The organism is Luteibacter rhizovicinus DSM 16549 (assembly GCF_001887595.1).
GTDB lineage: Bacteria > Pseudomonadota > Gammaproteobacteria > Xanthomonadales > Rhodanobacteraceae > Luteibacter > Luteibacter rhizovicinus.
On record NZ_CP017480.1, the window covers coordinates 3,608,796 to 3,635,119 of the forward strand.

The following is a 26,324-nucleotide window of genomic DNA, read 5'->3' on the forward strand; positions in this document are numbered from 1 at the left end:
GTAGGGGAGGGGTCAGTCGCCGCCGGCGGTCTTGTCGAAGCCGAGCATGTAGCCCAGATCCATCTTGAGACTCACGCCGTAGACGAACATGTTTTTCGGGAAGATCGCGGTATTGGTGATGCTCGAGTTGTCCGGATGCACGATGTACTGCAGGCTCGGCATCAGCTCGAGGCCGCGTGCCACGCGCCAGCCGTAGGTCAGCTCGTAAGCCGTCTGGTGTTCGGCGTTGGTGCCGTGGCCGCCCTTCTTGGCGCGTGCGTCGCGGAGGAACTCGCGCTCACGTGGCGTGAGTTGGAACTCGGAAATCGAGAAGTTGAACGTATCGGTCGGCCTGCTGGCAAACGGTGCGGTCCAGACGAAGCCGGCATACACCTGCTGGCGCATGATCTCCGCTTCGTCGAGCTGCTGGACGATGCCGCCGAACACGTTGAAACTCCGCGTGCTCGCATCGTTCGGCCGCCAGATGACACGGTCGCCCATGATGTAGACACCATCGCGGCTGCTGTTCACCGTGCGGGCCGTGCCGCCGAACAGCGCCTTCGAGCGTCCTGCCGTGTTGAAGTACGGGTCGGTGAGCGGCGCTGTACTCAGGAAGGCGCCAACCTTGAGTTCAAACGGGAAACGGGTCGTCGTTGGATCGGTCTTTTGCCAGGCCCATTCCACCGGCACGGTGACGCCGGTAGCGCTGCCGACCGAAAAATCCAGGCCATTGCTGGCCGATGTCGTCGGATTGACTTCGAAGACACCGGTTTCGATATACGTGTGCGGCGTCGGCCGGGCCTTGATGTTCAGGCCCCAGGTCGCCGACGGGAGCAGGCTGAAACCGGCCTCGGACACGAGGATGCGCGGCTCGCCGCAGGTGTCGGCGGACTCGAACTGGCAGTTGGTCACCAGATGACCGTAATACGTCGTGGTGCCGAGGCGGCCGGCGGTGATGTCGAGCTTATCGTCGAGCAGCTTCTGCTCGTAGGCGAACAGGCCGAGGTGCCAGCGGTAGAACTCGTTCTTGTAGATGTACTGCTGTTTGGTGAAGGTGCCGGTGACGTACTTGTTGAGGCTTTCGCCGTAGTCGCGGTACACCGTGAAGTGGAACGAGCCGCCGCTCAGGCCGATCATCTTGTCCAGGTCGAAATCGGCGCCGATGTTGAACTGGCCGACATTGCTATGGCCCTGGTAAATGCCACCGGTGGTGTTGTTCGCGTACTGGTCGATCAGCGCGCTGCGCAGCTTGATGCCCTTGTCTCTCAGGGCGGTTCCGACGTCCGCGAACGGGCCTTTGGAGCCTTCCTTCGGCGTCACGGCCCTGCCTGCCGAGCCGGGATCGGTCGTGTCTGGTGCCGATGAACTCGACGCAGGGGCGATGGCAGGCACGTTCTGGGCGAAGGCCAGTGCTGGCGTGAGCGCGGCAGCAAGGCTGCAAAGCGCGGTGGCGATGTAACTCGTGCGATTCATTTGAGCAATCCCTCCCCGATCGCGGAGTCGAGGGACTTCGCGAGGCATGTAGTACGGACGATGTGGCAGATCAGGCGGGTTGGTAACCCGTATCCAGTTCCTGCCTGAGTGTTTCGCGGTTGACGGCCTTCTCCCAATGACCGACGACCACGGTGGCGACGCAATTGCCTGCGATGTTGGTGAACACGAACATGGCCGAGAGGATCCGGTGGATGCCCAGGATCAGGGCGATGCTGTTCACCGGAATCGTTTTGGTGGCAGCCAGGGTCAGGGTAAGCACGGCGATAGCGGAGCCGGAAACGCCGGCACCTCCCTTCGACGTGAGCAGCAGGATGGCGAGCAGGCCCAGCTGCTGTTCCCAGCCGAGCGCGGTCCCCGTGGCCTGGGCCAGGAACACCGCCACGGCGGCGAAATACAGGCAGGTGCCGTCGTGATTGAAGCTATAAGCGGTAGGCAGGACCATGCCGACGACCGATTCATTGACGCCGAGCCGGGTGAGCTTCGCGGTGAGCTGTGGAAAGACGCTTTCCGATGAGCTCGTGCCCAGCACCAGGACGAGTTCTTCGCGGAAGTAACGCATCAGCTTGAGCAGGTTGAATCCGGCGTAAGCCGAGATCGGTGCGAGTACCAGCGCGAAGAACAGCACGCAGGTGAGCAGGAACTCGAGGATCAGCGCACCCAACGGCAGCAGCGTGGCGAGGCCGAACTGGGCGACGGTAAAGGCGATGGCGCCGAAGGCCGCGATCGGCGCGATCTTCATCACCTGACGGATGATCCAGAACAAGGCGGACTGCACTGTATCCACCACATGCAGTACCGGCTGGGCCTTTTCGCCGAGCGACGCCAGGCCGCAGGCGAAGAGTACGGAGAACACCAGGATCTGCAGGATATCGCCCTTGGCGAAGGCCTCGATCGCGGAGTTGGGCACCAGGTTGACCAGGAAATCGCCGGCGCCGGTGGGCACCGCTGCCGCGCCATCCTTGGCCGTGGTGACGCCGGTATGAAGCAGGGCGGGATCGATGTGCATGCCCACGCCGGGCTTGAGCAGGTTGATCGTCACCAGCCCCAGCACCAGCGCGATACTGGTGACCACCTCGAAGTACACCATCGCCTTGATCGCGATGCGCGCCACCTTGCCCAGGTCGCGCACGCTGGCGATGCCGTGGGTGACCGTGCAGAAGATGATCAGGCCGACGACCATCTGGATCAGGCGGATGAAGATGTCGCCGAGCGGCTTGAGCTGCTTGCCGATGTCTGGCGCCAGCGCACCCAGGAGTACGCCCAGCACCATGCCCGCCACCACCTGGAACGTGAGGTCCTGGTAGAAGGGGCGTTGCGCCTTCAGTGGCGCTGGCGCGATGTTGAGGGTCGTCTTGATCATCAGGGCGTCTTTTCGCTGTTCATTCGGCCATGCCGTCGAGTATGGCGTGCGCCGGGCCGAACACTTCGTCAAAGCTCAGTCGGCGGGGCAGCAGGCCTTGCTCGACGCAGGCGTCGACGATGGTGTCGACCGGCCCGCGCAACGTGTCGAAACCGAAGGCGTAGGGTGACGGTTCGCCGCTCTCACCATGCAGTGTCGCCTTCGACACGACCAGAAGGCGGTAGGCCTCGCGCAAGGCGGCGGGATCGCGCTGGCTGGCAGCCACGCTCGCCGCGACCACGTGGTTGATCGGCACGAAGCCGTGCTTCTCGTACCAGGCCTTGTCCTTTACAGCGGCATCGGCGATGACCGGCACGAACTCCTCGTCCTTGGGCAAGTCGTTACCCAGGATGGCCGCGTCGATCGTGCCCTCACGCAGGAGGTCGAGAAGGCTCAGGTCCGCATCGGCGTGCTCGATGAAATCCGGGTCCCGGTACTGCTCCACGTGGGCGGCATCGCGCGTCAGCCACCGCATGGCGCGGGTCGCCAGCCCATAATCTTCGGTAAGCTGCGCGCGCACCCACATACCCGTGGTCTGTGTATAGGAGCGCACGCCGATGCGACGGCCGGCCAGTTGGTCGGGTGTCACACCACCGACGCGCCGGGTGATCAGGCAGCCGCGCTGGAAGCGCGACGCCACCACGGCGGGCAGCAGGATGATCGGTCGGCCAAAAGCGATCGCCTGCAGGCCGGTGACGATCGCCAGCTCCGAGATATCGAACGCCTGGTCGCGCACCATCGGTGCGAAAGCTTTGTGCACCGGCGACACGTCGACAAAGTCGAAGCTCACGCGGGGGCTGGTCAGCGCACCGCTCTTGATCGGCGTGGTCAGCGCCGACGTGGCAAGCACGGTGCGCATCGTGCTCGGCTCAGACATGCTTGCCACCCTCCGACAGCACCGGATAGATGGCTGCCGCCGTGCCGCTGAAGATCAGGGCCCGATCTTGCGGCGAGAGGCTGGCAAGCGCGTCGTGGGCGGTGGCGACAAGGGTCGGTAGCGAGCCCTCGGCCGCCGGGAAGTTGGAACCCCAGGCAATCCGTCCCGCACCGAAGGTCTCGATCGTGCGTTCCAGGAAGGCGCGGGGCGTCGACTTGCCGACAGTGGCCGCCGCAAGCGTGCGGTTGGTGAGCTTGAGGTACACGCCCGGGAAGGTCGCGATGTCGAACAATGCCCGGGCTGCCGCAAACGGTGCGCCGTCGGAAAGGTCCGGCCGCGCGCAATGGTCAAGCAATACCCGCACCGTCGGAAAACGTTCCAATAGCGCGCGCAGGGCAGGGAGCCCCTCCATCGTCATCTGCAGGCAGACGGGAATGCCGCGCTTTTCGGCATGTGCCCAGGCCGGAAAGGAATCCTTGTGACCGAGCCAGTCCGATTGCCCGGGCATGGTGCTGCCGGTGGTGAACAGGCGGAAACCCGAAAGCCCTTCCGACTGCCAGTGATCGATTCGCTGGACGGCATCGGGCGCGAGCGCATCGATCGAGTAGACGCCGACGAAACGCGATGGATGGGCGCGTACGGTATCGACCACGTAGCGGTTGTCGTGGCCATACACCGTCGAAGCCTGTACGACGACCGCCTTGGCGATGCCGGCGCCATCGATCGCCGCGAGCAGGCCCGCCGCATCCGCGGGACGCTTCTGCGACCACTCGGACTGATGGCCACCGATCGGGTCGGTCGGGTACAGGGTGGTATCGGGAGCGATCACATGCGTGTGTGTATCGAAGATCGTCATGGGGATTCTTATTGGTCGTGAATAGGGGAGTAAACGAGTCCCTTGGACGCAAGGCGCTCGCGCATGGCGTAGATATCCAGTCCGAGCTCGCCCTTTTTCAGTCGCTCGCGGACCTGCGCTTCGCGGGCTTCGCGCTCCACACTCTTCGCGAGGACGTCATCGGCTTCTTCATGACGAACCACGCAGACGCCATCGTCATCGGCCACGACGATGTCGCCGGGACGCACATAAGCATTGCCACAGACCAGCGGCACGTTCACCGATCCCAGGGTTTCCTTCACCGTGCCCTGCGCGGAAATCGCCTTCGACCAGACCGGAAAGCCCATGGCGGTGAGGTCACGAACATCGCGGACCCCGGCATCGATAACGAGACCGCGACATCCGCGGGCCATCGCCGAGGTGGCGAGCAGGTCGCCGAAGTAGCCGTCGCTGCAGTCGCTCGTCGGCGCCACGATAAGCAGGTCGCCGTCCTGGAGTTGTTCGATGGCGACATGCAGCATCCAGTTGTCGCCGGGAGGCAGGGAAACCGTTACCGCCGAACCGGCAACGCGGGCGCCGGCATAGATCGGGCGAAGGCGCGTCGCCATGAGGCCCTTGCGGCCCTGTGCCTCGTGGATCGTGGCCACGCCGAGGGCGGCGAGCGCGTCGATAAGTGCCTTGGCGGGCCTTTCGAGTTTGGTATTGACTGTAGACATGCCCGTTTTCGGTAGCGGCGGATGGCTCTACGGTGACCGCCCAGTGCGCGCTTTGCCATTTCGTTTTATGATCGGGCTATAAGCAAATGCGATTGATTGCTCGTGAATGAGATCTTCCAGCTGAACCTGAGACACCTGGATGCCCTGCTGGTCACGGGCCGCTCGGGCAGCATGAGCGCCGCGGCGCGTGAGGTCAGCCTGTCCCAGCCAGCTTTGGCGCAGGCGGTGGCGAAGATGGAGCGTGTGCTCGGTGAGCGCCTGCTGGACAGGCAGCCAGGCGGTGTTTCGGCGACGGTCGCCGGGCGCACGATGATGCTTCGCATCGATCGTGCGCTGCACTACCTCGCCCATGGTGGGCGCCTGGTACGACGCTCCGCACGTCTGGCACCGCTGCCGCACATCGAACGGCGCGTGACCATGGTGCAGCTGCGAGCGCTCATTGCCGTCGAGGGCAACAGCAGCTATGTGCAGGCATCGGAGTTGACGGGCTTATCGCAGCCTGCCGTGCATCGTGCCGTACGCGAACTGCAGGATATTCTCGGCACCGATCTTTTCGTTCGCGTGGGACGCATCGTGCGGCCTACCGATGTAGCAAGTCGCTTCGTGCGCTTTGCGCGCCTGATGCTTTCGGAATTGCGCGCCGGCCTGGAAGAAATCCGGGCGATGAATACCGACGACGCCGGCCGCGTGACGGTAGGCATCCTGCCCAGCGCTCGCGCCATCTTCTTCTCCGACCTGCTTGCGCGATTCACCACGGCGCATGTCTCGGCGGCCGTGAAAGTCGTCGAGGCACCGTATCGTGACCTGCTCGCCGGCCTGCGCCAGGGCGATCTTGATCTCATCATCGGCGCTCGCCGCGATCCGGCGCCCCACCGCGATGTGGTGCAGGAAGAACTGTTCGATGACGATCCTGTCGTAGTCGCCCGCGCGGACCATCCTTTACGCGACAAGAAACAGCTGGAACTCTCCGATCTGCTGGCCTACCCGTGGGTGGTTTCAGCACCTGGCATTCCGCTGCGGAACAAGTGGGAACAGATCTTCACCAGCCGTGGCGTGGCACCGCCACGGCTGCGTATCGAATGCGGTTCGGTGCTGGTCACGCGAGGTCTCTTGCTGCAGGGGGACTGGCTCACCCTGGTGTCACGGGATCAGTTTCTTTTCGAGTATCGCGCGGGCACGCTGACCGAGATCGGCGACCTGGGCAAGGAGCTGCGCCGGCGTATCGCGCTGACGCGCCGGCGCGACTGGATGCCGACGCCGTTGCAGGCGGATTTTGTCGAGCGCACGCACGCCCTGGCGCGAGAGCGCGACGAGCGCTGACGTTCGATCAATGGGGTGCCGTGTGTGAGGGTGCGTGGTCCGCGACGAGGTCGGTCGGCACATGGACACCGCGCCGCGCGATCTTCTCGGTCATGATCGTGTGCTTCATCATCAGTCCCGAGACCAGATAGGCCGCGACGCACGCCGCCAAGAGGGGCAGCAAGGCATGTGGCTGCATGGTGGTTTCGAAAACGAAGACGGCAGCCGTCAACATGGCGCGCGAGGCACTGGCGAACAGCGCCGCCATGCCGATCAGTGCGGCCATGCGCGGGTCGACCTGGGTGATCGGCCAGTGGGCCAGGCAGACGCCGAGCAGGCCGCCCAGCGCGCCGCCGATGGTGAACAGTGGCGCGAGTGTGCCGCCGGATGTCCCGCTGCCCAGCGCGATCGACCATGACACCAGCTTGGCCAAAGCAAGGATCGCCAGCGCGCCCACGGTCAGGTGGCCGCCGATGACGGCGACGATGTTCTCGTAGCCTACGCCGAGGGTCGAAGGCACGAGGTAGCCGACAAGTCCGACCGCGAGTCCGCCGATCGCGGGCCACCACATCCAATGGATCGGCAGCTTCTCGAAGGCATCTTCCAGGCCATAGACAAGGCGGGTCACCGCCACGCCTGCCACGCCGAAGACGAGGCCCAGTAGCGTATAGAACGACAAGGCGACGAACGAAGCCGGCGCCAGGGCGGCCATGGGAAACACCGGTCCGGGTCCTTCGAGCGCGAAGCGCACCGCTGCGCCCGTCGCCGCAGCCATCGCCACCGGCACGAGCGATCGTGCACGACGCTCGAACAGCAGCAGCTCGATGCTCAGTAGCACGGCCGCCAGGGGCGCCGCGAAGATCGCCGCCATGCCGGCGGCGGCGCCGGCCGCGAGCAAGGTCTTGCGCTCGTCGGCCGTCACGGGAAGCAGCTGCCCGACATAGGATCCGAGCGCGCCGCCCGTTGCGATGATCGGTCCTTCCGCACCGAAGGGGCCGCCGGTGCCGATCGCCACCGCCGAGGACAAGGGCTTCAGCCAGATCATGCGCGCGGCAATGCGACTTTCATTGGTGAGCACTTGCTCCATCGCCTCGGGAATACCGTGTCCGCGGATGGCACGAGAACCCCATCGCGCCATCAGGCCGACGATGAGACCGCCGATCAAGGGAATGACGATCACCCAAACGCCGCGCTGGTTGACGGCAGGACTCACCCACGCCGTGCTCCACCGCCCGAAGAAAGCCACTTGCGTGACCAGGGCGATGAGTCGCGTCAGCCCGTAAGCGATCACCGCGACGACGGCCGCAAGCGCCATGGCGATCAACGTCGAGGCGACCAGTCGCCTGCGAAGTCGGGGCAATCGGCTTGGCATGTGAGCCTGCGCGAGTGCAGGGTCCAAAGCGGGGGCGAGCGGAAGCGCCGCCCGATCATGGGGCGGATGCAGAGGATCAGTCATGGGACGGTCTACCGACAACGGGGACGGCGAAAGGCTACGCGGAATCGAGCTTGGTAGCTGGCTGGCAGATGAATGGCTATGTCAGCGCGTGGATGCCGCCGAGAATGAGGTCGATACCTGCGAGGAAGTCCTCGCGATCGTCGTGATCGCTCAGTTGAGCGGCGATACTGCGGGCGAAAGGATATTCCGCGGCATCGAGTTCGGACCATGCGGTCGACACCGAGGCGAGAAAGCTATCCCGCTCGAGTCCTTCGGCAAAGGCGAACTGTCGGTTCGCTGCGTTCTGCGCGCCGACGCCAAGGACGTAGCTCAGCAAGGCGGATACGGTCGTCCATTCGCGTTCCCGTCGCACACCCAGCTCACGAAGTGACCGGCCCAGTCGCTCGAGGAGGCGCACCGCCGGCAACTGACCTGGCGCATGAGTGAGCGCCGAACCGACCCACGGATGCTCGTCGATAGCGTCGAACATGCCCAGGGCGATCGCGCGAATGGAGGCTTCGGGTGATGCATCGAGCCGCGCCTCGCTCATCGCGCGAGCGACGATGGCATCACAGGCAGCGATGAGGAGCTCGCCCTTGTTGGCGATATGCCAGTAGATCGCACCAGGACCGGTGACGAGTCGTTCGGCGAGGGCGCGGAAGGTCAGTCCGCTTTCGCCGGCTTCGTCGAGCAGCACGATCGCCGCTTCGATGATGCGGTCCCGCGAAAGCGATCCTTCACGCCTGGGTGGAGCAGGGGGTTTCTTGGCCATGCTCCATGTTGACAGAAATGGAACGATGTTCCAATCTACTGGAATGGCGTTCCAGCGACGCCGATAACTCAGGAATCTCGATGACATCTTCCATCGCTATCGTCGGAGCCGGCCTCGGCGGCTTGACCCTCGCACGCGTCCTCCACGTACACGGCATCCCTGCGACGGTGTACGAAGCGGAGGCGTCGCCCGACGCGCGGGCGCAGGGAGGGATGCTCGATATCCATCGGGAAAACGGGCAGGTGGCTCTCAAGGCGGCTGGCGTGTTCGACGAATTCCTTTCGCTCATTCACCCCGGAGGGCAGGCCACCCGGGGATTCGACAAGGATGGGCGGCTTCTTTTCGACCAGCCGGACGATGGGACGGGCGGTCGACCCGAGGTGCCCAGAGGCGGGTTACGTCGCGTACTCATCGAGTCGCTTCCCGCCGGAAGCATTCGCTGGGGCCATAAACTCGTATCGGTGTCGCCGCTCGGTGGCGGCCGGCACGTACTCACCTTCGACGACGGCTCGACCGCAACGACCGATCTGCTGGTGGGTGCCGATGGCGCGTGGTCGAAGGTGCGTCGCCTGCTGTCGGATGCGAGGCCCGCGTACGTCGGCATATCGTTCGTCGAGACCTACCTGCACGATGCCGATGTTCGTCACGCGGCGAGCGCGCAAGCCGTGGGCGGCGGTGCGTTCTTCGCACTGGCACCGGGGAAGGGGATCCTGGCCCACCGCGAGCCCGACGCCGTGCTGCATACCTACGTGGCGTTGAGCAAGCCGGAAAGTTGGCTCGCCGGCATCGACTTCGACGACGCGACGCTAGCCCTGGCGGCGGTCGCGAAAGAGTTCGATGACTGGGCGCCGCCGTTGAAGGCGCTCGTCACCGGGAGCGACACGGCGCCGGTGCCCCGTCCGATCCACGCACTCCCCAGCGAGCATCGTTGGCCCCGTATTCCCGGGGTGACGCTGATCGGCGATGCGGCGCACTTGATGATGCCGTCGGGCGAGGGGGCCAATCTGGCCATGTATGACGGCGCGGAACTGGGCAAGGCGCTGGCCGCCCGTCCCGACGATGTCGAGGCGGCGCTCCTGGCGTACGAGACGGCATTGTTTCCCCGAAGCGCTGTCGCGGCTACCGAGGCAAAGGCATTGAGCGAGCTGATGTTCGGCGGCGGGACTCCCGGGAGCCTCGTGGATATGTTCGCCCGGCACGCAGAGGCGCCGGCGGCTTAGCGCAAGCTTAGTACGGCCTGAGGTCCGCCAGCGTCCGTTTGAGCCAACGACAGCTCTACTGTAGATTTCACGGCTTCAAAGGGCTCGCGATCGTGTCGAGCCGCACAGGATGCTGGATGATCATTCAAGACCGCCCGGCGTCAGGCCGTGCGAAGTGGGCGCTGCCCGCCTGGGCGCTGGGCGCTATCGTTGCCGTTTATATTCTCGTCGCACTCAATCGCACCCTGTGGCCCGAGGTGCACGAGGCCCTGGCGGCTTCCCAGGGGTTGCCCGGATTCTGGGCCCTGAGTGTGACCGTTTATTGTCGGTTGATCGGCAACCTCGTCCTGACCCTCGCGTTGGCCCTGTGGCCGCGGATCGGCAAGGGCTTGCTCGCCCTGCTGATCCTGGTCTCGGCGGCGAGCGCGTATTACGAGCAGACGTTCGGTGCACGCCTGAACGAAGAAATCATCCAGAGCATTTTCGAGACGACGCGTGCCGAAGCGATGGCGCTGATCACCACCGCGTCCGTCGGCTGGATCGCGCTGTTCGGCGTATTGCCAGCCATTCTTGTCCTGCTGGTACCTGTTCGTTTCATGCCGACGTGGCGGAGTCTGCGCTGGCGTACGGCCATCGTGGTTGGTGCTGCCGCGCTGTTGCTCGTGCCGCCCCTGCTCACCGGCCGTAACTACGTTTACTTCGAGCGCAATCACCGCCCGATGTACGAGGTGTTCAATCCGTATGCAGCGCTGAGTGGCACATTCCACTACCTGCAGCGCGACGTCTTCCGTCCGAAGAAGACGATGACGCCGATCGGTACGGATGCCGCGCTGGCGCCCAATGCGGCCATGGCAGCCCGCAAGCGTGTCGTCGTCTTCGTGGTGGGCGAGACGGCGCGAGCGGAGAACCAGTCGTTGCAGGGCTATGCACGCGAGACCAATCCCGAGATGAAACGGGCGGGCGCCATCTACTTCAGCGACGCGTGGTCGTGCGGCACGGCAACCACGGTATCGGTTCCGTGCATGTTCTCGAACATGACCCGTGCGAAGTTCGACAAGCCGGTGGCCAAGGCACACTGGAATGCGCTGGATGTCCTGCAGCATGCTGGCGTGGACGTGTACTGGCGCGACAACGACGAGGGCTGCAAGGACGTCTGCCTGCGCGTGCCTAACGACGACCTCACGGCTGCGAGGATCGACGGCCTGTGCGATGCCAACGGTTGCCAGGACGACGTGCTGATCGCCGACCTGCCGGCGCGCCTGGCGAAGATGCGCTCGCCCGCGTTGCTGGTGTTGCACATCAAGGGCAGCCATGGACCGGCGTATTTCCAGCGTTATCCGGCGGCCTTCAATGCGTTCAAGCCGGGCTGCGATACCGCCGAGGTGCAGACCTGCACCTATGCCCAGGCGGTTGCCAGTTACGACAACACGATCCTCTACACCGACCACATCCTCGGTGAGGTCGTCGATGCACTCAAGGCGGACCCCGAGACCGACAGCGCGATGATGTACCTCTCCGACCACGGCGAATCGCTGGGCGAGAACGACATCTATCTGCACGGCGCGGACTGGGACAAGGCGCCCAGCCAGCAGAAGCACATCCCGATGTTGTTGTGGCTGTCACCGGGCTGGGTGCGTGATGCGGGAGTACGCCTGGATTGCATGGCGCAGCGGCGCACGCAGCCAGCGAGCCAGGACAACGTGTTCCATACGTTGCTGGGTTTCTTCGATACGCGCACGACGGTGTACGAGCCGCAGCTCGATCTCCTGGCAGGTTGCCGGGGCTGAGCCGCTCTGTGTAGGAGCCGGCTATGCCGGCGATGGGGCTTGCCGCGACCTGGCTATCGCCGATGAATCGGCTCCCACAAAGAGCTGCTCTTACAAAGAGCTGCTCCACCTCGGCCACAAAAAAACCTCGAGGACCGGCGGTCTTCGAGGCTTCAGTGTGTTCGATAAGTGGTGGAGCCTGGGGGGATCGAACCCCCGACCTCGTCATTGCGAACGACGCGCTCTCCCGGCTGAGCTAAGGCCCCACTAGCTGCTGATCTTAGCAGGGGTTTTTGGTGTCGCCAAGGGTGGCACTTGGGATGTCGCAACCAAGACGTGAGCGGGCCCGCTGTCGCGGGATCGCCGATGAATCGGCTCCTACAGGGGGCTTGCTGTGACCGTGGCGGTCATGCCGGCGGCCAGGATCACACCTCGTGGCACGCTGGCCTCGTCGATGGCGATGCGTACGGGCACGCGTTGCGCCAGGCGCACCCAGGTGAATGTGGGATTCACGTCGGCCAGGAGGTCGCTTCCGGTCGGGTTGTCGCGGTCGGTGATGCCGCGGGCAAAGCCCGTGATGCGACCACCGACGTGGGCGCCGCCGCTCATGAGCCGAATGTCGACCGGATCGCCCACGTGCAGACGTGGCAGCTTGGTTTCTTCGAAGTAGCCATAGACGTAATAACCGTGCCGGTCGATCAGCGCCATGGACGCGTTGCCGCTGGCGGCGTAGTCGCCGGTCCGTACAGTGAGGTTGGTCACGTAGCCGTCGACCGGTGCGCGCACCTGGGTCCGTTCCAGATCCAGCTTCGCGGTGTCGGTAGCCACTTGCGCGAGGGCGACGGCGGCCAGGGCCTGTTCACGCGCGGCGCCGGCCTGGTGACCGCTGGCCTGGGCCTCGTGCCAAGCGGCCATCGCCGAATCGGCAACCGACTTCGCGTTGTTTCGCTCCTCCTTGGGTACGACATCCGCCAGGGCCTGGCGACGCGTGGCCTGCTCCTGGCGCATGTCGTACTCGGTCTTCCGTGCCTCGGCGCTGGCGAGCACGGCATCGATATTGGCGCCGGCGGCACGGGCGTTGGCCTTGGCGGCGGTAAGGCTGGCCTCGGCCTGTTGCAAGGCGAAGCGGAAGCGCGCGGGATCGATCTCGTACAGGACTTCGCCCTTCCTGACTTCCTGGTTGTCGACCACCGCAACGCGGATGACGAGGCCGGAGACATCCGGCGCGATGCGTACCACCTCGGCGCGCATGCGCGCATCGCGCGTCCACGGGGAATACATGTAGTGATTCCACAAACCGCGCCCGAGGAACAAGGAGAGGATCACGATGGCGGCGGTGAGGCCGAGGCGGAGCAATGACTGGAGAGCGGGCTTCATCGGGGTACTCAGGGATACAACAGCAGACCGATCGCACTGAACAGGCAGGCGAACAGGGCGACCCGGAACAGGGGCGGATGCCAGACATGGCGATACAGGCCGTAGCGCCCGGCGACCGTGTCGATGACCCACTGCACGAGCAGGCAGCCGAGGTACACCAGCAGGAGGCCGGGGACGGTCGCGCCGGCGAAATCGACTTCACGTGGCATGCGCGGGCTCCGGGTGTCGGGCGATGAATGGAGCGAGGGCGGATTCGTCGTCGCGAAGCGCCGCGCGAAGCTGCAGCAGATGGGCCAGGGGCGGACGACAACTCGCCTGGGCCCGCGGCAATGCCTGGGCGGTCAACGTGATCGCATGCCCGACGGTCCGGTCGGCCTCCTGCCAGCGCTGCGCATCCGGTGCGTCGTAGAGTTCGGCAAGGGCATCGACGGAACGCTGCATGATGTCCTTCAGAGGCGGGGGAAGCTCGGCGTGCTGCATGTCCTGTCGCAATTCGATAATCGCGCGCACGCATTCGTGGACGGCGAGGTCCCAGGTCAGCAGGTGTCGCATCTCGTCGCTATCGGATCGGGTGTGCTGGACGATCTGGTGGAGGAGATCGCGATTGGCGCTTTCGGTCTCGTAGAGCAGGCCGGCCAGGGGCGATGAGGCGGCGAAGGTGACCTGCTGCCGCAGTTTTCGCAGCTGGCGACGACGCAGCCATGCCGTCCCGATGACCGTGGGAATGAGCATGAACGCGACGCCACAGGCGACCACGCCGAACCACGACGCGATCGCATCGTTGAGGAACTGTTCGGGGTTGTAGACCATCGGGTTCTTCAGGGCGAGGATGCCTGCGAAGCTCATCACGTAGCCGGTGCCCATGCCTGGAAGGGTCGCGTTGCGTGTGAGCAGATACGGGCCGATCGCCATCAGGGGCAGGGACGCCAGGATCAGCATGGTGAAGCCATCGCTGCCCGGCATCAGGCAGAACGCCACGATGAAGGCCGCGGACATACCGAGCGCGTAGCCGATCGAGATGTTGATCGCGGCGGATACCGGCGAGGGCGAGGTGGCCAGCAAACCGCAGAAATACGAGGCGGTCAGCAGCGCACTGGGACCGGAGGCCCAGCTGGTGTCGATCCAGAACAGACTCAGTACGGCCAGTGCGAGAAAGCCTCGTAGCGCGGTGATCAAGGGCGCGACGTGATCGTTGGACCGCTTGAAACCCACATGCTCGACACCGTCCACAAGGCGTCCCTGAGGTTTGCGCAGGGTGGCTTCAAGCATGATGAGGTCGTGCAACTCGCTCGCGAACCGGCGAACCAGCGTGGCCCCACCGTCGAACTCCATCTGCAGGTCCAGGTCGTTCCGAAAAGCGTTGCGCACCTCGCTCGCCAACGCCGGCAGCAGCGCTTCGCACGCGGCGATTCGTTCGGCCAGCGCCTTGGGTTCGGGCGCGTCGGTCGGACCTGCAGAGAGTGCCTCCCCGATCGGGTCATAAAGTCGGACGAGCGCGTCCGCCGTATCTGGGTGACTCTGTCGGCGCAGGCGGTCGATCAGGTGATAGATCGACTGGAACGTCGTCGCGGCAGCCATGTACCGCAGGTTGTGCAATTGCATGCGACGGCTGTGCGCGCGCGTGTCCGGGTCTTCGAAGACGACCGACGACCTGAGGTCCTCGATCTGTACCGCCGAACGGACGAACTGCAAGTGCGCGCGTTCCATCCGGGAACGAGGCGTCGAGCCATCCAGGGGCTCACTGGCCATCGCGACGAACTGCGCGAAGTGTCCGCGCCTGCTGCGGCGAAGGACGTCACCGAGCCGATCGGGGAAGATCACGTCGCTGACCACGCCCGCCACGATCACGCCGAGCAGGACCTCGCTCACGCGCATCATCGCGGCGTCGAACACGTTGTAGGGGTCACTGATCGCTGGAAGCGCCACGATCGCCGCGGTGTAGCCCGACAGTACGAACCCGTAAGACATGAAGTTGCGGTACTTCATCGCGCCGCCCGCGCAGCCAGCGACCCACAAGGACAGCGCGAGAAGGAACAACTCGCGCTGCTGGGCGAACGCCGCGATGAGCACGAGCGCGCAGAGGCTTCCGGCGACGTTGCCGATCGCGCGATAGAAGCCCTTCGCGCGCACCATACCGCTTTGCGGGTGCATCACCAGGCCTACCGTGACCATCGACGTCGCCGGTTGTTCGAGCTGAAGCAGCATCGCCAGCCAGGCGGCGATATAGAACGCGAGCAGACACTTGAACACGAAGATCCAGGCCTGCCGCTCTCCCGCGAGAAAGTCGGCAAGCCAGGGTTTGTTTAAGGCGATCAACGCCGTCCCCTTATCGAGTGATCGAAAACGCCGCGCGTCAGCCCTGGATGTGGACGTACTGGGCGGGGCTCTCGTCGATCCCGATGAGCATCAGGTTCTTCAGGTGGTCGATCTGGCGGGGGAGGTCGTCGACGTTGGTCTTGCCGGGGGCGACCTGCGAACGCGATGAGGCAACCAGACGCGTTCCGTCGCAGAGCGCCAGGGTGAGTGCCAGGGGCGTACGGGAGGTCGTGCCGATCGGTGCGGGCGCCGCGGCTGCGCAATACGCGTCGTTGGCTGGCGCAAGGTCGCTGCCGGCATCGACGACGAGTCGCGCAGCGGTCTGGTCGGCTGGCTGACGAGCGGGAAGTGCACGAGGGATAGCCTGGGCCATCTGCGCGTTGGAGACGTTGGGTAGCTGGCCGCGAACCTCCACGGGCAAGGTCGGCATGGCGTGCTCCCAGCGATAGACGGTGTCGTTGGCCGTCGTCCACCGTGCGTCGGTGGTGGCATGGCAGCCGGCCACCAGGATCGCGGCGAAAAGCGTGCACGTCATCAGAAGGTTGGGGCGCGTGGCAGGGATGGAGGTTTTCATGGCGTGGGGTGCCGGGAAGTTGCGATGCGGCAGTGTCTGCCGATGCGCACGCCGGATATACCACCTCAGACGACCTTCATCCGGGCCTGCGAATCCCCAATAGCGAAGTGTCGGCGACGGTCAGTCGTCCCAGGGCGCCGCGGATTCCCAGCGCTGTGCGAGCAGGTCGATGAATGCGCGGGTGCGAGGCGCGAGGTGGCGCCTGCTCGGATACACCAGCCGGATGGGATCGGGCGGCGGTCGATGGTCGCGGAGCACTTCGACGAGCGTTCCGGCGCGCAATTCGTCGGCAAGAAGGTAGTTGGGCAGGAAGGTCAGGCCGAACCCGGCCAGGGCCAGTTCGCGCATGACTTCATAGCTGTCGATGTCCAGGCGTGCGGGCCCCTCGTACGCATGGGGACCGTCGTCCGTGTGGAGGCGCCACGGCCGCGGTTGTTCGCCGACGGCGTACATGATCGTGTCGTGATCGATGAGCTCGTGTGGTGTCTGCGGCGTGCCGCGCTTCGCCAGGTAATCGGGCGACGCGCAGACGATGAATTGCCGCCATGCCACGGTGCGCGTGAGCATTTGCGAATCTTCCTTGGGCGCACCGATCCGTATCGCCAGGTCGAAGCCGTCCTCGACCAGGTCGACGAAGCGATCGGTGAACCAGAGCTCCGCACGAAGTCCTGGCCATTGCCTGAGGTAGTCGTTGAGCACGGGCAGGACATGACGTTGCCCGAACGTCGGTGGCATCAGGAATTTCAGGGTGCCAGTGGGCTCGCTACGGCGGAGCGCCATGGTGGCGTCCACGTCTTCCAGCTCGTCCAGGATCTGTCGCCAGCGCGCGTAGACCACGGCGCCTTCGTCGGTCAGGCTCAGTCGGCGCGTGGTGCGGTTGAGCAGGCGTACACCGAGCTGGGTTTCCAGGCGGACGATGCTCTTGCCGATAGCCGAGCGTGTCAGCTCGAGCGACGCTGTGGCGCCGGTGAGGCTTCCCGCTTTTACGACGGCCACGAAGGCCGCGATGTCGCCCAATCGATGAGGTTTCACGAAAAGCGCCTTGCGCCATCGGCACAAGGCGCGGTTCTGTTGACGACGAAAGGTGGAGCGTGTCGTTACGATGTTAGCAGGCGTTATGCCTCGAGGTAGCGCGGCGCAGGCATGCCGGTTTGCGTCGCTGCGAACAAAGAGGAGCGCGCGGCGTCGTACGCCGTCCACAGACCTTCGTCGGCAACGGACGGCCAGGTGATGGTTTCACCGTTGTCCAGCCCGGTGAGCGCGGCGTCGACCATGTCCTCGGCACTCATGATGGATTCCTTCCGGAGGGCGGAAAGCGGGATGCCCGAGACCTCCTCCGACCAGATCTCGGTCGCCGTGGCGGCCGGGAGCACCAGTTGGACCGTGACACCCGTCGTCTCCAGCTCATCCTGCAGGCCGCGGGTAAAGGCGAATACGTAGGCCTTGCTGCCGCTGTAGACGGCGCTGATGGGCAGCGAATGCACCGCGAGCACCGAGGCCACGTTGATGAGGGTGCCGGCATTACGTGCGACGAACGCCGGCAGGATGGCCTGCGTCAGGCGCGTGAGCGCGGTGATGTTCAGGGCCACCTGCGAGTGTGCATCGTCCGCGGATGTCTCGAGCAGGGGACGAAGTCGGGCGAGGCCCGCGTTGTTGACCAGCATGGCTACGCTGCTGTCTTCCTTGAGCAGGGTTTCCACCCGGGCGACGTCCGCATCCTTTTCGAGGTCGGCGGCAAGGACCCGGACGTCGACACCGTGGGCCTTGGTGAGCTGTTCGGCGAGGGCGGCAAGGCGATCCGCACGACGGGCGACGAGGACGAGGTCGTAGCCACGGGCGGCCAGGCGTTGGGCGTAGACGGCACCGATACCCGACGACGCGCCCGTGACGACAGCGGTTTTCCTGGAAGAGGACATGTTCATAATTCCACGTATCTAAGTTGAGGGCTCAAGCAGTATGTTGAGGGCTCAACCTTATAGGCGTAGGATGGCGCCTTGTCAATGCTTCAGTGCTCAACGATCCTTACGTCATGCCGAAATCGCTAAAAAAAGCTGCGAGCCCCACTGAGACGAATAAGGCCGCCGCGGACCTGAGCGCCTTCCTTGCCATCGCTTGCACGAATACGGCCGTCAGGCGGGCTGGACGACGCCTCGGGAGCCTCTACGACGAGGCGCTCGCGCCGGTTGGGCTGAAGGCAACCCAGATTGGACTGTTGGCGGAGATCGAGCGTCTTGCCGCCGCCAACGAAGGACAGGTGCCCACCTTGCAGGACCTCGCAACGAAGCTCGCGCTGCAGATATCCGCGGTGACCCATGCGCTACGGCCATTGATCAGGGACGGTCTGGTCGAGCTGTTTCCGGATGCCTCGGACAAACGCGCCAAGCGCGCCAGGCTGACCACCGAAGGGACGGATCTGTTGCATCGGGCGCTGACGCATTGGGCCGTCGCCAACGCCCAGGTCGACAGGGTTCTGGGCAGCGAAGCGGCAGCCGCTTTGCGCGCGGTTTCCGACTACGTGTCGTCCGACGAGTTTCTGATCGCCTTCAAAGGTGAGGAGCGCACGACGCGCTGAGCCAGGGCATTAATCACGCGAGTGATCCGAGCTAATAGCGTCCTTGTAAATATCCTGTAAAATACGCATGAGAATATTCTGGGGAAGTGAGTAGAAAGGCATTATTTCTCGCGATTGCTCGTAATTAAAAACCGATTTCGCAATATTCGCCCGGTCAACGTCGACTGGGCTTTTTTATGCCCAGGGAAAGCGTGTGAACTTGCGTATGACAGCAAGTATTGCGCGGAAATGACAGTAAAAATCGCATAAGCCTTCGATTATCGAAAGATAGTGTCGACCGGTTAACTGCGGACAACGATTCAACCCTTGTAACTCAGGAAACTCCAGTGAAAAGAAACCACCTCTCCATGGCGATTGCCGTTGTCTTTTCGATGACCGCCGCTTCGGTCTGGGCACAGGATGCAACGGGCCAGGCCGATACCTCGACGACGACACAGGCGCCCGCGCAGCGCAGCGCTTCGAGCACCTCGAACACGACGACGTCCAACGACACCCGTCGCGTGCAGCAGATGAGCAGTGTGCAGGTGCAGGCATCGAGCCTGACCCTCGGCGCTGGCCTGATGTCGGTGCAGACGGCCGCCAAGGCGGTTTCGACGATCACGCGCGACGCCATCGTCAAGGCATCGCCGGGCGCGAACTTCACCCAGATGATCGGCTCGATCCCGGGTGTGAATGCCGCGACGGATGACGTCACGGGCCTGGCCAACGGCCACTACTCGATTCGCGGCTTCGACTCGTCGGACATCGGCATGACGCTCAACGGCGCGCCGATCACCGACTCGGGCAGCTACTCCGTGTACGCGACCGAATACGGCGACAGCGAGAACATGGGCGACATCACGGTGCTCCAGGGCATCCCGGATATCGACATGCCCGATTCCGGCGCCAGCGGTGGTCACATCGGCTGGGCGACGATCGATCCCTCGCACAAGGCCGGCGTGGATTTCACCCAGAGCCTTGGTAACAACGATTACCGTCGCACGTTCATCCGCCTCAACACCGGCGATACCGGTCCAGTACGTTCGTGGATCTCGTACTCGCGGAACACCGCCGACAAGTGGCGTGGCCCGGGCGACATGGAAGTGACCAAGGTCGACGGCAAGTCGGTCTGGACGATCGACGATAACAACTCGATCAGCGCTTCCCTGCAGTACAACCGCGAAAACAACATCAACTATCGTTCGCTGACCAAGGCCCAGGTGGCGCAGAACGGCTACCACTACGACTATCTGAACACCTGGATGCCGGGTAGCTCGACCGCCGCGATCAACAACAACACGTACTACTACGGCCTGCGCACCAACCCGTTCAAGAGCTACATGGCCAGCCTCGACGGCGAGTTCAAGTTCAGCGACAGCCTGCGCCTCTCCGTCGTGCCTTACTTCTGGTACGGCAATGGCGGCGGCGGTGCCGGTGCGACGGTGAACGAGAGCCCGACCGGTGCGGACCGCTTCGGCTACGCCAACCAGGACGTCAACAACAACGGCGTCGTCAACGCGAACGACAAGGGCGTCGTCTATTCGTACTCCGCCGCGCTGACCTATCGTCCGGGCATCATCGCCAAGTTCAACCAGGACCTAGGCCAGGACAACAGCCTCGAATACGGCGTGTGGTACGAGCGTTCGCGCAAGAGCCAGTCTGACCTCTACGGCCTGGTGAACAACCAGGGCACGCCGGCCTCGATCTGGGGCGACGACGCCTTCGTGCTTTATCCGAACAGCGGCCTCGGCCAGAAGGTCTACAACGAGTACACGAATACCGAGATCAAGAAGGGCTTCGTCACCGACAACTGGACGCCGAACGATTACTGGACCTTCACCGCGGGCGTGAGCTACCTGTGGACGAACCGCACGGGCTTCGCGCAGGAATACCCGGGCTCGATCGCCGGTGCGGCAACGAAGCAGCAGTTCACCACCGACGTCGACAAGAACTGGCACAAGGTATTGCCGACCGCTGGCGTCAAGTTCCAGATGGACGAACAGAACCAGTTCTACCTCGGCAGCGGCAAGACCTTCCGCGCGCCGCCGAACACCGTGCTGTTGTTGAACTCGCTGGCGAACCAGCAGGCCGCGAATGCGCCGGAAACGGCGTGGAACACGGATCTCGGCTGGCGTTTCTACGGTGACGCGCTCTCGGTCAGTGCCGACGTCTACCGCAGCAACTACAACAACAAGCAGGAAAGCGCGTTCGACGAGACCACCGGTTACACGTACTACACGTCGATCAAGCGCATGCACATGCAGGGCTTCAGCTCCGAAGCCAGCTACAAGCTGAGCCAGGACTGGACGGCGTATGCCTCGTACACGTACACCCAGGCCAAGATCGTCGGCAACATTGACGGCGGCGGCGACGGCATCTACCCGGCCAATGGCAAGACCATGCCGGATACCGCCCGCAACATCGGCAACGTGAGCATCGGCTACGACGACAGCTCGCATATCTGGGCAACGTTGTCGGCTCGCGTCACCAGCTCGCTGTACGGTGATTACCTCAACACCGAGCGCGTCGGCGGCTTTACGCAGTTCAACCTGGCCGGTGGCTATCGCTTCAGCGACTGGGATGCCCTGAAGACCCCGTACATCAAGGTCAACGTGAGCAACCTGACCGATCGCAAGGCGTTCTCGTATGTCAGCTCGGCGCAGTTCCTCGCGACCGCGCAGGGTTCGCTGTACACCAGCTCGCCGACCTACGGCTTGCTGCAGCCGCGTGCGTTCATGATCACGTTCGGCGCGTCGTTCAACTAAATCGGCTCCTACCAGAGTGGCGATTCGCAGATAAAAAAGAGGTCGGGCCCGTAAGGGACCGACCTTTTTTTATTCGGCGGTGAGGATGGGCTAGCCGGGTAGCAGGCCGGCGAGGCGCTCGTGGAGAACGCCGCGGCGCCAGCCTTCGAGGGCCTCGGGCCATACGCCCGTCATCACGTATTCCTCCATCGACCGGCGCGAGCAGAGCAGACCGGGCGGCAGGTCGAGCTGCGTGGCGAGCAGGTCGATCACGCTACGCATTTCGTTGATGGCGCGCTTGGCGTCACCCACGGGGTGACCGACGACCGACGCGGTCGACTCGATTTCATGGGCTTCAAGCGGACGCTGGAGCAGATCGAACAGCTCCTTGCGCTGCGGCGCACGCAGGGCACGGGTACCCCGTACGCGCTCGTCGAGATTCGCGGCATCGCGGGGCAGGCTGCTGGTGAGGTCGAGGGCCTGCGCGTCTTCGAGCAACCAGGAGCGTGGCTTGTCGAGTTCGCGCGCGCTGCGTTCGCGCCAGCGCAGCACACGGCGTAGCAGGGCCTGCTTCTCCGGCGTCCAATCCGCGGCACTCTTGAAGCTGCGCTGCGGCTGCGGATCGCCTTCGCGCTCGCTCGCCCGGCGCTTCATGCGAGCGCAATCCTCGGCGTGCCAGGCAGCGCGATCGCGCTCGACCAGGCGTTCACTCAGAATGGCGTGCACGGGATGCAGGTGGACCACATCGAGCGTCGCGTAGAGCTTCTGCGATTCGGTCAGTGGGCGCTGCAGCCAGTCGCTACGCGTCTCGCCCTTGTCCAGTTCGGCACCGACCAGCTCGGCGACCAGCGCACGGTAGCTGATGCCCAGGCCCATGCCGACGAAGGCTGCGGCGATCTGCGTGTCGAACAAGGTGCGCGGACCGTCGGGCAGGAACGGCGACATGGCTTCGAGATCTTCGCCGGCGCTGTGCATCACCGTAACCACGGGGTTATCGGCGAACGTCGGGCGGAGCACGTCACCGAGCGGGAACGCCACCGGGTCGATCAGGGCATAGCGGCCGTCGTGGGCCAGCTGGAGCAGGGCGAGTTGTGGATAGAAGGTGTTGCGCCGCATGAACTCGGTATCGAGGCCAACGACGTCGGTCGGGCCGACGGGGGCCAGCCACGTGGCCAGTTCGTCGTGGTTGTCGATCCACGGTGCGGCGGGAGCGAGGTCGCTCGATGTCATTCCTGCTTCCTTGTGCATGCATGGCGCGCGCGCGACGTTCGTGTTGCCCTGCCGCACGCGATTCTCTAAGGTGGCAGCGCACGATAGCAGGCCCGCACGGAACAGCCCACCATGCCGAACACCGAAACCGTCCGCCGACAGCGCGCCATTGGCGGAGCTCTGGGTGTGGCCGTGCTCGGTTTCGCCTTGTTCTATCACTTCTTTCCGCAGTTGCTGCACGTGGAGCCAGGCCAGAATACGGCCCGCTCACCGCTGCGCGGGCAGCCCACGACGATGGGCTTCGATCAGCGTCCGCAGGCGGCACCGGGGGCCATCGTGTCGGAAATCGACGCGGGGCCGCCCATCATGCTCGCGCCTGCTTCGGTGATCGCCGCACGCCGCCGTGAAAAAACCGATGAAGTCGCACTCCCGGCGCAGAAGACCCCGGATTCTCCCGAGCTGACCGCCGTGCTCGATCGCGCGGACAAGGCCTTGCAGGCGGATCGCCTTGTGGGTGGCAAGGACAGCGCCGCCACGATGTTCATGGCCGTGCTCAAGCAGAAGGCCGACAGCCAGCGGGCCCTGGGCGGCATGGACGAGGTGCGTGCGCGGCTCGCGGCGGAAATCGAGCAGGACATTGCCCTGGGCGACGCGGATGCCGCCCGCGACGCACTGGCCGCGCTGAAGGCCTTGCCAGCCAGCGCCTCCGAAGTCGGGCCCCTGCAGGAGAAGCTGGCCCTCCTCGACAAGGTGCGGCCGATGCTGGGCAAGGCCGCCAGCCAGCTCCAGGAAGGCAAGGCGGACCGACCCCAAGGTGACAGCGCGCTGGACACGTATCGCGATGTGCTCCAGCTGGATCCGGACAATGCCGTCGCGGAGCAGGGCATCATCCAGGTCCAGCGTGTGGTGCTCGACAAGGCACTGGCCGCCGTCGCCCAGAACGATTTCACGGCAGCGGATGCCGCGCTGGCCGAGGCGGCGTCCATCCTGCCCGAATCGCAAGGGCTGCAGGACACGCGTGGTCGCATCGAGGGCATGCGCCGGCAGAGCGGCTCGGCGATGCTCGCCCAGGCGCGTTCCGCGCTGGACGCGGGCAATCTCGAGCTGGCCCAGCAACTGGCGACCAAGGCGCAGCAGATCAGTCCCGACCTGGCCGGTATCGACGATTTCAACGAGCGGGTGACCAATGCCCGTCTCTACGCGAGCTACAAACCAGGCCAGGTCTTCGCCGATCGCTTCGTCGACTCGACCGGGCAGGCCCCGGCCCTCGTCGTCCTGCCGACCGGACACTTCATGATGGGGTCGCCGGACGGCGAGCGAGGCCACGACACGAACGAGGCACCCGCACACGAGGTCCAGATCGACAAGGGCGTCGGCATGGGGCGCAGCGCCGTGACGATCGGCCAGTTCCGCGACTTCGTCCGGTCGAGTGGCTACGTTCCGCAGTCGCAATCCCTGGGCGGTGGCAGCGTCTACGACGAACAAAGCGGCGGCCTGCGTGACGATGCGACAGCGACCTGGCAGGACGACTACGCCGGCAAACCCGGGCAGGAGCGTCTGCCCGTGATCAACGTTTCCTGGAACGATGCCAAGTCTTACGCGGACTGGCTGTCGCAACGCACAGGCAAGAAGTACCGCCTCGCCAGTGAGGCCGAATTCGAATACGCCCTGCGCGCCGGCAGCACCACGCGCTACTGGTGGGGTAACGACAATCCCACCTCGCGGGTGGAGAACCTCACCGGCGGCAATGACCGCTCCGGTTCGGGCCGGCGCTGGAGCAATGCGTTCGGCGGCTACAAGGACAGCTACTGGGGGCCGGCACCGGTGATGAGCTTCACGCCGAATCCGTTCGGGTTGTACGACATGGGTGGCAACGTGTCCGAATGGGTTGGCGACTGCTGGCACGACAACTACATCCGCGCGCCGCGCACGGCCGAAGCCTGGGTCAATCCAGGGTGTTCGCGGCGCGTGATCCGTGGCGGTTCCTGGGGAAGTGCGCCGGACATGGTGCGCTCCGCCTACCGGCAGGGAGCGGAGGCCGATCTGCGTAGCGCACGCGTTGGATTCCGTGTGGTTCGCGAGCTGTGACGCCGGTCGCGAAGGTTTGCCGAAACCGCTCCATGTAACGCTTGACGCCGACCCGTTACTGGTTACAAATGCGGTGTCGCCTCTCCAACGCCATGAGGTCCGCACGTGTCTACCTCCATCATCGTTGGCTATCGGCCTTTTCCGGGCCGCACCGATCTGGTTGTTTCGATTCTGCTGGAGATCTACGAGGCGATGCAGCGCGCGGGCCTGATCACGGCTCGCCGCCCCTGGATCATGCGAAGCGAAGACGGCAACGTCGTCGCCGCCTTCGAAATGACCGATCAATATTCATTTGCGGCATCCGAGAAGTTGCGTGAGGTCAGCGTACTTCGCGCGCGCCTGATGGGCGTTGCCGAACGACTTCCCCTCGCGAGCCTCGCCGAGAGTGGGCAGCCTTACGCGGAGTTCGAGACCACCACCGAATACCCGACGGCGAGCGCGGCGCGCTGAATCTCAGGTGCCCGCGAGGGGCAGGCGCAGCGTGAAGCAGGTACCGTCGTCCGTGCTCGAACATACTGTGAGCGTGCCGTCGTGGGCACGCGCGATCTCCGAGGCGATATACAGCCCCAGGCCGAGGCCAGGACGTGGCGTCGCGCTCTCAGGCCGATAGAACGGCTGGAAGAGCATGCCCTGGGTCGCCGGGTCGATCGGCGTGCCGAAGTTGGTCACCGCCAGCACGATGTGATCGTCCTCGACATGCCCGTCGACGCGGATGGGGTGACGCGTATCGCCGTGTGCGACGGCGTTGTTGAGCAGGTTGGCGAACAGCTGTTGCAGGCGCACCGGATCGAAGCGAAGTGCGTCCGGGACATGCACGTCGCAGGCAATCCGTACGGCGGGATGCGCGGCGGCTACCTCGGACACGACGCGGCCGATCAGGGCGCCCAGGTTGCCCTGGTCCAGTTGGGCGACCGGAATGCCCGAGGCCAGGCGTGCGCGGGCGAAATCCATGATGTCGTCGATCAGGTCGGCCATGCGCTTGGTGCTGGCGGTGACCACGCTGGCGAGGCGTCCGGCTCGCGGCGGCAGGTCCATGCCTGACAGGGCTTCGGCTGCCATGCCGGCCGCCTGCAAGGGGCTGCGCAGGTCATGGCCGACTACGGCGAGGAACTGCTCGCGCAGCACGCCTTCGTCGACCGAGGTGCGCAGTGCACGCTCGGCGTGTTCGACGCGGCCTTCGAGGGCCATCTGGGTGGCGATCAGCTCGCCATAGAGAACCATCTCCGTGGCGAGTTGCTCTTCGTCGAGGGCCACCGGGCGCGAATCGATGGCGCACAGGGTGCCGAAAAACTCGCCGGCCACCGTGAAGATGGGTACCGAGGCGTAGCTCTCCAGCCCGTAGTGTTTCGGCGTGTGATGCTTCGAGTAGATCGGGTGTTCGCTGGCGTGACCGAACACCACGGGCTGGGGGTGCGAACGGATGTCGTTGCAGATGGTGGTTTCGAGAACGAGGTCCTCGCCCGGTTTCAGGCCGAAGCCGAGGTCGTCGCGAACGGCACAGGCCGTCCAGCGGTTCTCCGTCACCCGGGCGACGGCGGCGAAGCGCATGCCGGTGGCGCGGACCACGGCATCGAGGATGCGTGGCACGACCGGCAGGCGAGATATCGCTTCGATCGACGCATCGATGTCTTCTTGCAGCGTGGCCCCGGCGTCACTCATTCCTGAAGTCTAGCCGCTACGGCGGTCCCGGACCA

General features: G+C 64.7%; 22 protein-coding genes and 1 tRNA gene. 7 read left to right on the forward strand and 16 right to left on the reverse strand.

The window, feature by feature from the left end; genetic code table 11:
- Positions 1-12: 12 nt before the first annotated feature.
- The 5 genes from BJI69_RS16535 to BJI69_RS16555 all read right to left on the reverse strand — a co-directional run bounded on the left by BJI69_RS16535 (position 13) and on the right by BJI69_RS16555 (position 5,300).
- Complete coding sequence (locus tag BJI69_RS16535; RefSeq protein WP_046966586.1) at positions 13-1,452, reverse strand: carbohydrate porin; 1,440 nt, start codon at positions 1,450-1,452, stop codon at positions 13-15.
- A 70-nt stretch (positions 1,453-1,522) separates the two neighbouring features.
- Complete coding sequence (locus tag BJI69_RS16540) at positions 1,523-2,833, reverse strand: cation:dicarboxylate symporter family transporter (protein ID WP_046966587.1); 1,311 nt, start codon at positions 2,831-2,833, stop codon at positions 1,523-1,525.
- Between the two features lie 19 nt (positions 2,834-2,852).
- Entirely contained in the window at positions 2,853-3,749 is an 897-nt protein-coding gene (locus BJI69_RS16545) for a hypothetical protein (protein ID WP_052767055.1), read from the reverse strand.
- Positions 3,742-4,605, reverse strand: a complete 864-nt coding sequence (locus tag BJI69_RS16550; RefSeq protein ID WP_046966589.1) for an amidohydrolase family protein — start codon at positions 4,603-4,605, stop codon at positions 3,742-3,744. The genes BJI69_RS16545 and BJI69_RS16550 overlap by 8 nt, the downstream gene beginning before the upstream one ends.
- Before the next feature lie 8 nt (positions 4,606-4,613).
- On the reverse strand, positions 4,614-5,300 hold the full coding sequence (locus BJI69_RS16555) for a 4-carboxy-4-hydroxy-2-oxoadipate aldolase/oxaloacetate decarboxylase (protein WP_046966590.1): 687 nt from the start codon (positions 5,298-5,300) through the stop codon (positions 4,614-4,616).
- A 102-nt stretch (positions 5,301-5,402) separates the two neighbouring features.
- On the opposite strand from BJI69_RS16555, the gene BJI69_RS16560 reads away from it, so the two are divergent.
- Positions 5,403-6,620, forward strand: a complete 1,218-nt coding sequence (locus BJI69_RS16560; RefSeq protein ID WP_052767056.1) for a LysR family transcriptional regulator — start codon at positions 5,403-5,405, stop codon at positions 6,618-6,620.
- Between the two features lie 7 nt (positions 6,621-6,627).
- On the opposite strand, the gene BJI69_RS16565 is transcribed toward BJI69_RS16560, so the two are convergent.
- Both BJI69_RS16565 and BJI69_RS16570 read right to left on the reverse strand, forming a co-directional pair.
- Entirely contained in the window at positions 6,628-7,971 is a 1,344-nt protein-coding gene (locus BJI69_RS16565; RefSeq protein ID WP_078023255.1) for a chloride channel protein, read from the reverse strand.
- A gap of 160 nt (positions 7,972-8,131) precedes the next feature.
- Positions 8,132-8,806 carry a TetR/AcrR family transcriptional regulator gene (locus BJI69_RS16570; protein WP_046966592.1) on the reverse strand — a complete coding sequence of 225 codons (675 nt, stop codon included), beginning with the start codon at positions 8,804-8,806 and terminating at the stop codon, positions 8,132-8,134.
- Positions 8,807-8,886: 80 nt separating this feature from the next.
- On the opposite strand from BJI69_RS16570, the gene BJI69_RS16575 reads away from it, so the two are divergent.
- Positions 8,887-10,026 carry an FAD-dependent oxidoreductase gene (locus tag BJI69_RS16575; protein ID WP_046966593.1) on the forward strand — a complete coding sequence of 380 codons (1,140 nt, stop codon included), beginning with the start codon at positions 8,887-8,889 and terminating at the stop codon, positions 10,024-10,026.
- Positions 10,027-10,142: 116 nt separating this feature from the next.
- On the forward strand, positions 10,143-11,792 hold the full coding sequence (locus BJI69_RS16580) for a phosphoethanolamine transferase (protein WP_052767057.1): 1,650 nt from the start codon (positions 10,143-10,145) through the stop codon (positions 11,790-11,792).
- 169 nt (positions 11,793-11,961) lie between these two features.
- Here BJI69_RS16580 and BJI69_RS16585 read toward each other — a convergent pair.
- The 7 genes from BJI69_RS16585 to BJI69_RS16615 form a co-directional block, all read right to left on the reverse strand.
- Positions 11,962-12,037 (reverse strand) — tRNA-Ala (locus BJI69_RS16585).
- 112 nt (positions 12,038-12,149) lie between these two features.
- On the reverse strand, positions 12,150-13,148 hold the full coding sequence (locus BJI69_RS16590; RefSeq protein WP_046966594.1) for an HlyD family secretion protein: 999 nt from the start codon (positions 13,146-13,148) through the stop codon (positions 12,150-12,152).
- Between the two features lie 8 nt (positions 13,149-13,156).
- Positions 13,157-13,357: a DUF1656 domain-containing protein gene (locus BJI69_RS16595; protein WP_046966595.1), complete on the reverse strand. Its 201-nt coding sequence runs from the start codon at positions 13,355-13,357 to the stop codon at positions 13,157-13,159.
- A complete protein-coding gene (locus tag BJI69_RS16600) occupies positions 13,347-15,464 on the reverse strand; it encodes an FUSC family protein (protein ID WP_046966596.1) in 2,118 nt (705 codons plus the stop codon). Before BJI69_RS16600 ends, BJI69_RS16595 begins: the two co-directional genes overlap by 11 nt.
- Before the next feature lie 37 nt (positions 15,465-15,501).
- On the reverse strand, positions 15,502-16,038 hold the full coding sequence (locus BJI69_RS16605) for a hypothetical protein (protein WP_046966597.1): 537 nt from the start codon (positions 16,036-16,038) through the stop codon (positions 15,502-15,504).
- Positions 16,039-16,158: 120 nt separating this feature from the next.
- A complete protein-coding gene (locus BJI69_RS16610; RefSeq protein ID WP_046966598.1) occupies positions 16,159-17,070 on the reverse strand; it encodes a LysR family transcriptional regulator in 912 nt (303 codons plus the stop codon).
- Between the two features lie 83 nt (positions 17,071-17,153).
- Complete coding sequence (locus BJI69_RS16615; RefSeq protein WP_211258463.1) at positions 17,154-17,954, reverse strand: SDR family NAD(P)-dependent oxidoreductase; 801 nt, start codon at positions 17,952-17,954, stop codon at positions 17,154-17,156.
- 113 nt (positions 17,955-18,067) lie between these two features.
- Here BJI69_RS16615 and BJI69_RS16620 point away from each other — a divergent pair, with 113 nt between their 5' ends.
- Both BJI69_RS16620 and BJI69_RS16625 read left to right on the forward strand, forming a co-directional pair.
- On the forward strand, positions 18,068-18,610 hold the full coding sequence (locus BJI69_RS16620) for a MarR family winged helix-turn-helix transcriptional regulator (RefSeq protein ID WP_052767058.1): 543 nt from the start codon (positions 18,068-18,070) through the stop codon (positions 18,608-18,610).
- A gap of 326 nt (positions 18,611-18,936) precedes the next feature.
- Positions 18,937-21,354: a TonB-dependent receptor gene (locus BJI69_RS16625; RefSeq protein ID WP_046966600.1), complete on the forward strand. Its 2,418-nt coding sequence runs from the start codon at positions 18,937-18,939 to the stop codon at positions 21,352-21,354.
- Positions 21,355-21,444: 90 nt separating this feature from the next.
- Here the strand turns inward: BJI69_RS16625 and rnd are convergent, their stop codons facing one another.
- Positions 21,445-22,563, reverse strand: coding sequence for a ribonuclease D (gene rnd, locus BJI69_RS16630; RefSeq protein ID WP_046966601.1), 1,119 nt, complete (start codon positions 22,561-22,563; stop codon positions 21,445-21,447).
- A gap of 111 nt (positions 22,564-22,674) precedes the next feature.
- On the opposite strand from rnd, the gene BJI69_RS16635 reads away from it, so the two are divergent.
- Both BJI69_RS16635 and BJI69_RS16640 read left to right on the forward strand, forming a co-directional pair.
- Complete coding sequence (locus BJI69_RS16635) at positions 22,675-24,630, forward strand: formylglycine-generating enzyme family protein (protein ID WP_046966602.1); 1,956 nt, start codon at positions 22,675-22,677, stop codon at positions 24,628-24,630.
- A gap of 105 nt (positions 24,631-24,735) precedes the next feature.
- Positions 24,736-25,080 (forward strand): hypothetical protein, encoded by a 345-nt coding sequence (locus tag BJI69_RS16640; RefSeq protein ID WP_046966603.1) that lies wholly within the window; start codon positions 24,736-24,738, stop codon positions 25,078-25,080.
- A gap of 3 nt (positions 25,081-25,083) precedes the next feature.
- Here BJI69_RS16640 and BJI69_RS16645 read toward each other — a convergent pair whose 3' ends face one another.
- On the reverse strand, positions 25,084-26,289 hold the full coding sequence (locus tag BJI69_RS16645; protein WP_046966604.1) for a GAF domain-containing sensor histidine kinase: 1,206 nt from the start codon (positions 26,287-26,289) through the stop codon (positions 25,084-25,086).
- Positions 26,290-26,324: the final 35 nt, after the last annotated feature.

Bases quoted from the DNA above. Each gene is read 5' to 3' on its own strand.
- BJI69_RS16575 (WP_046966593.1), top strand. From the start codon at position 8,887: ATGACATCTTCCATCGCTATCGTCGGAGCCGGCCTCGGCGGCTTGACC.
- BJI69_RS16580 (WP_052767057.1), top strand. From the start codon at position 10,143: ATGATCATTCAAGACCGCCCGGCGTCAGGCCGTGCGAAGTGGGCGCTG.
- BJI69_RS16615 (WP_211258463.1), bottom strand. From the start codon at position 17,954: ATGTCCTCTTCCAGGAAAACCGCTGTCGTCACGGGCGCGTCGTCGGGT.
- BJI69_RS16645 (WP_046966604.1), bottom strand. From the start codon at position 26,289: ATGAGTGACGCCGGGGCCACGCTGCAAGAAGACATCGATGCGTCGATC.
- BJI69_RS16535 (WP_046966586.1), bottom strand. From the start codon at position 1,452: ATGAATCGCACGAGTTACATCGCCACCGCGCTTTGCAGCCTTGCTGCC.
- BJI69_RS16635 (WP_046966602.1), top strand. From the start codon at position 22,675: ATGCCGAACACCGAAACCGTCCGCCGACAGCGCGCCATTGGCGGAGCT.
- BJI69_RS16540 (WP_046966587.1), bottom strand. From the start codon at position 2,833: ATGATCAAGACGACCCTCAACATCGCGCCAGCGCCACTGAAGGCGCAA.
- BJI69_RS16545 (WP_052767055.1), bottom strand. From the start codon at position 3,749: ATGTCTGAGCCGAGCACGATGCGCACCGTGCTTGCCACGTCGGCGCTG.
- BJI69_RS16570 (WP_046966592.1), bottom strand. From the start codon at position 8,806: ATGGCCAAGAAACCCCCTGCTCCACCCAGGCGTGAAGGATCGCTTTCG.
- BJI69_RS16620 (WP_052767058.1), top strand. From the start codon at position 18,068: ATGCCGAAATCGCTAAAAAAAGCTGCGAGCCCCACTGAGACGAATAAG.
- BJI69_RS16555 (WP_046966590.1), bottom strand. From the start codon at position 5,300: ATGTCTACAGTCAATACCAAACTCGAAAGGCCCGCCAAGGCACTTATC.
- rnd (WP_046966601.1), bottom strand. From the start codon at position 22,563: ATGACATCGAGCGACCTCGCTCCCGCCGCACCGTGGATCGACAACCAC.
- BJI69_RS16605 (WP_046966597.1), bottom strand. From the start codon at position 16,038: ATGAAAACCTCCATCCCTGCCACGCGCCCCAACCTTCTGATGACGTGC.
- BJI69_RS16565 (WP_078023255.1), bottom strand. From the start codon at position 7,971: ATGCCAAGCCGATTGCCCCGACTTCGCAGGCGACTGGTCGCCTCGACG.
- BJI69_RS16550 (WP_046966589.1), bottom strand. From the start codon at position 4,605: ATGACGATCTTCGATACACACACGCATGTGATCGCTCCCGATACCACC.
- BJI69_RS16590 (WP_046966594.1), bottom strand. From the start codon at position 13,148: ATGAAGCCCGCTCTCCAGTCATTGCTCCGCCTCGGCCTCACCGCCGCC.
- BJI69_RS16595 (WP_046966595.1), bottom strand. From the start codon at position 13,357: ATGCCACGTGAAGTCGATTTCGCCGGCGCGACCGTCCCCGGCCTCCTG.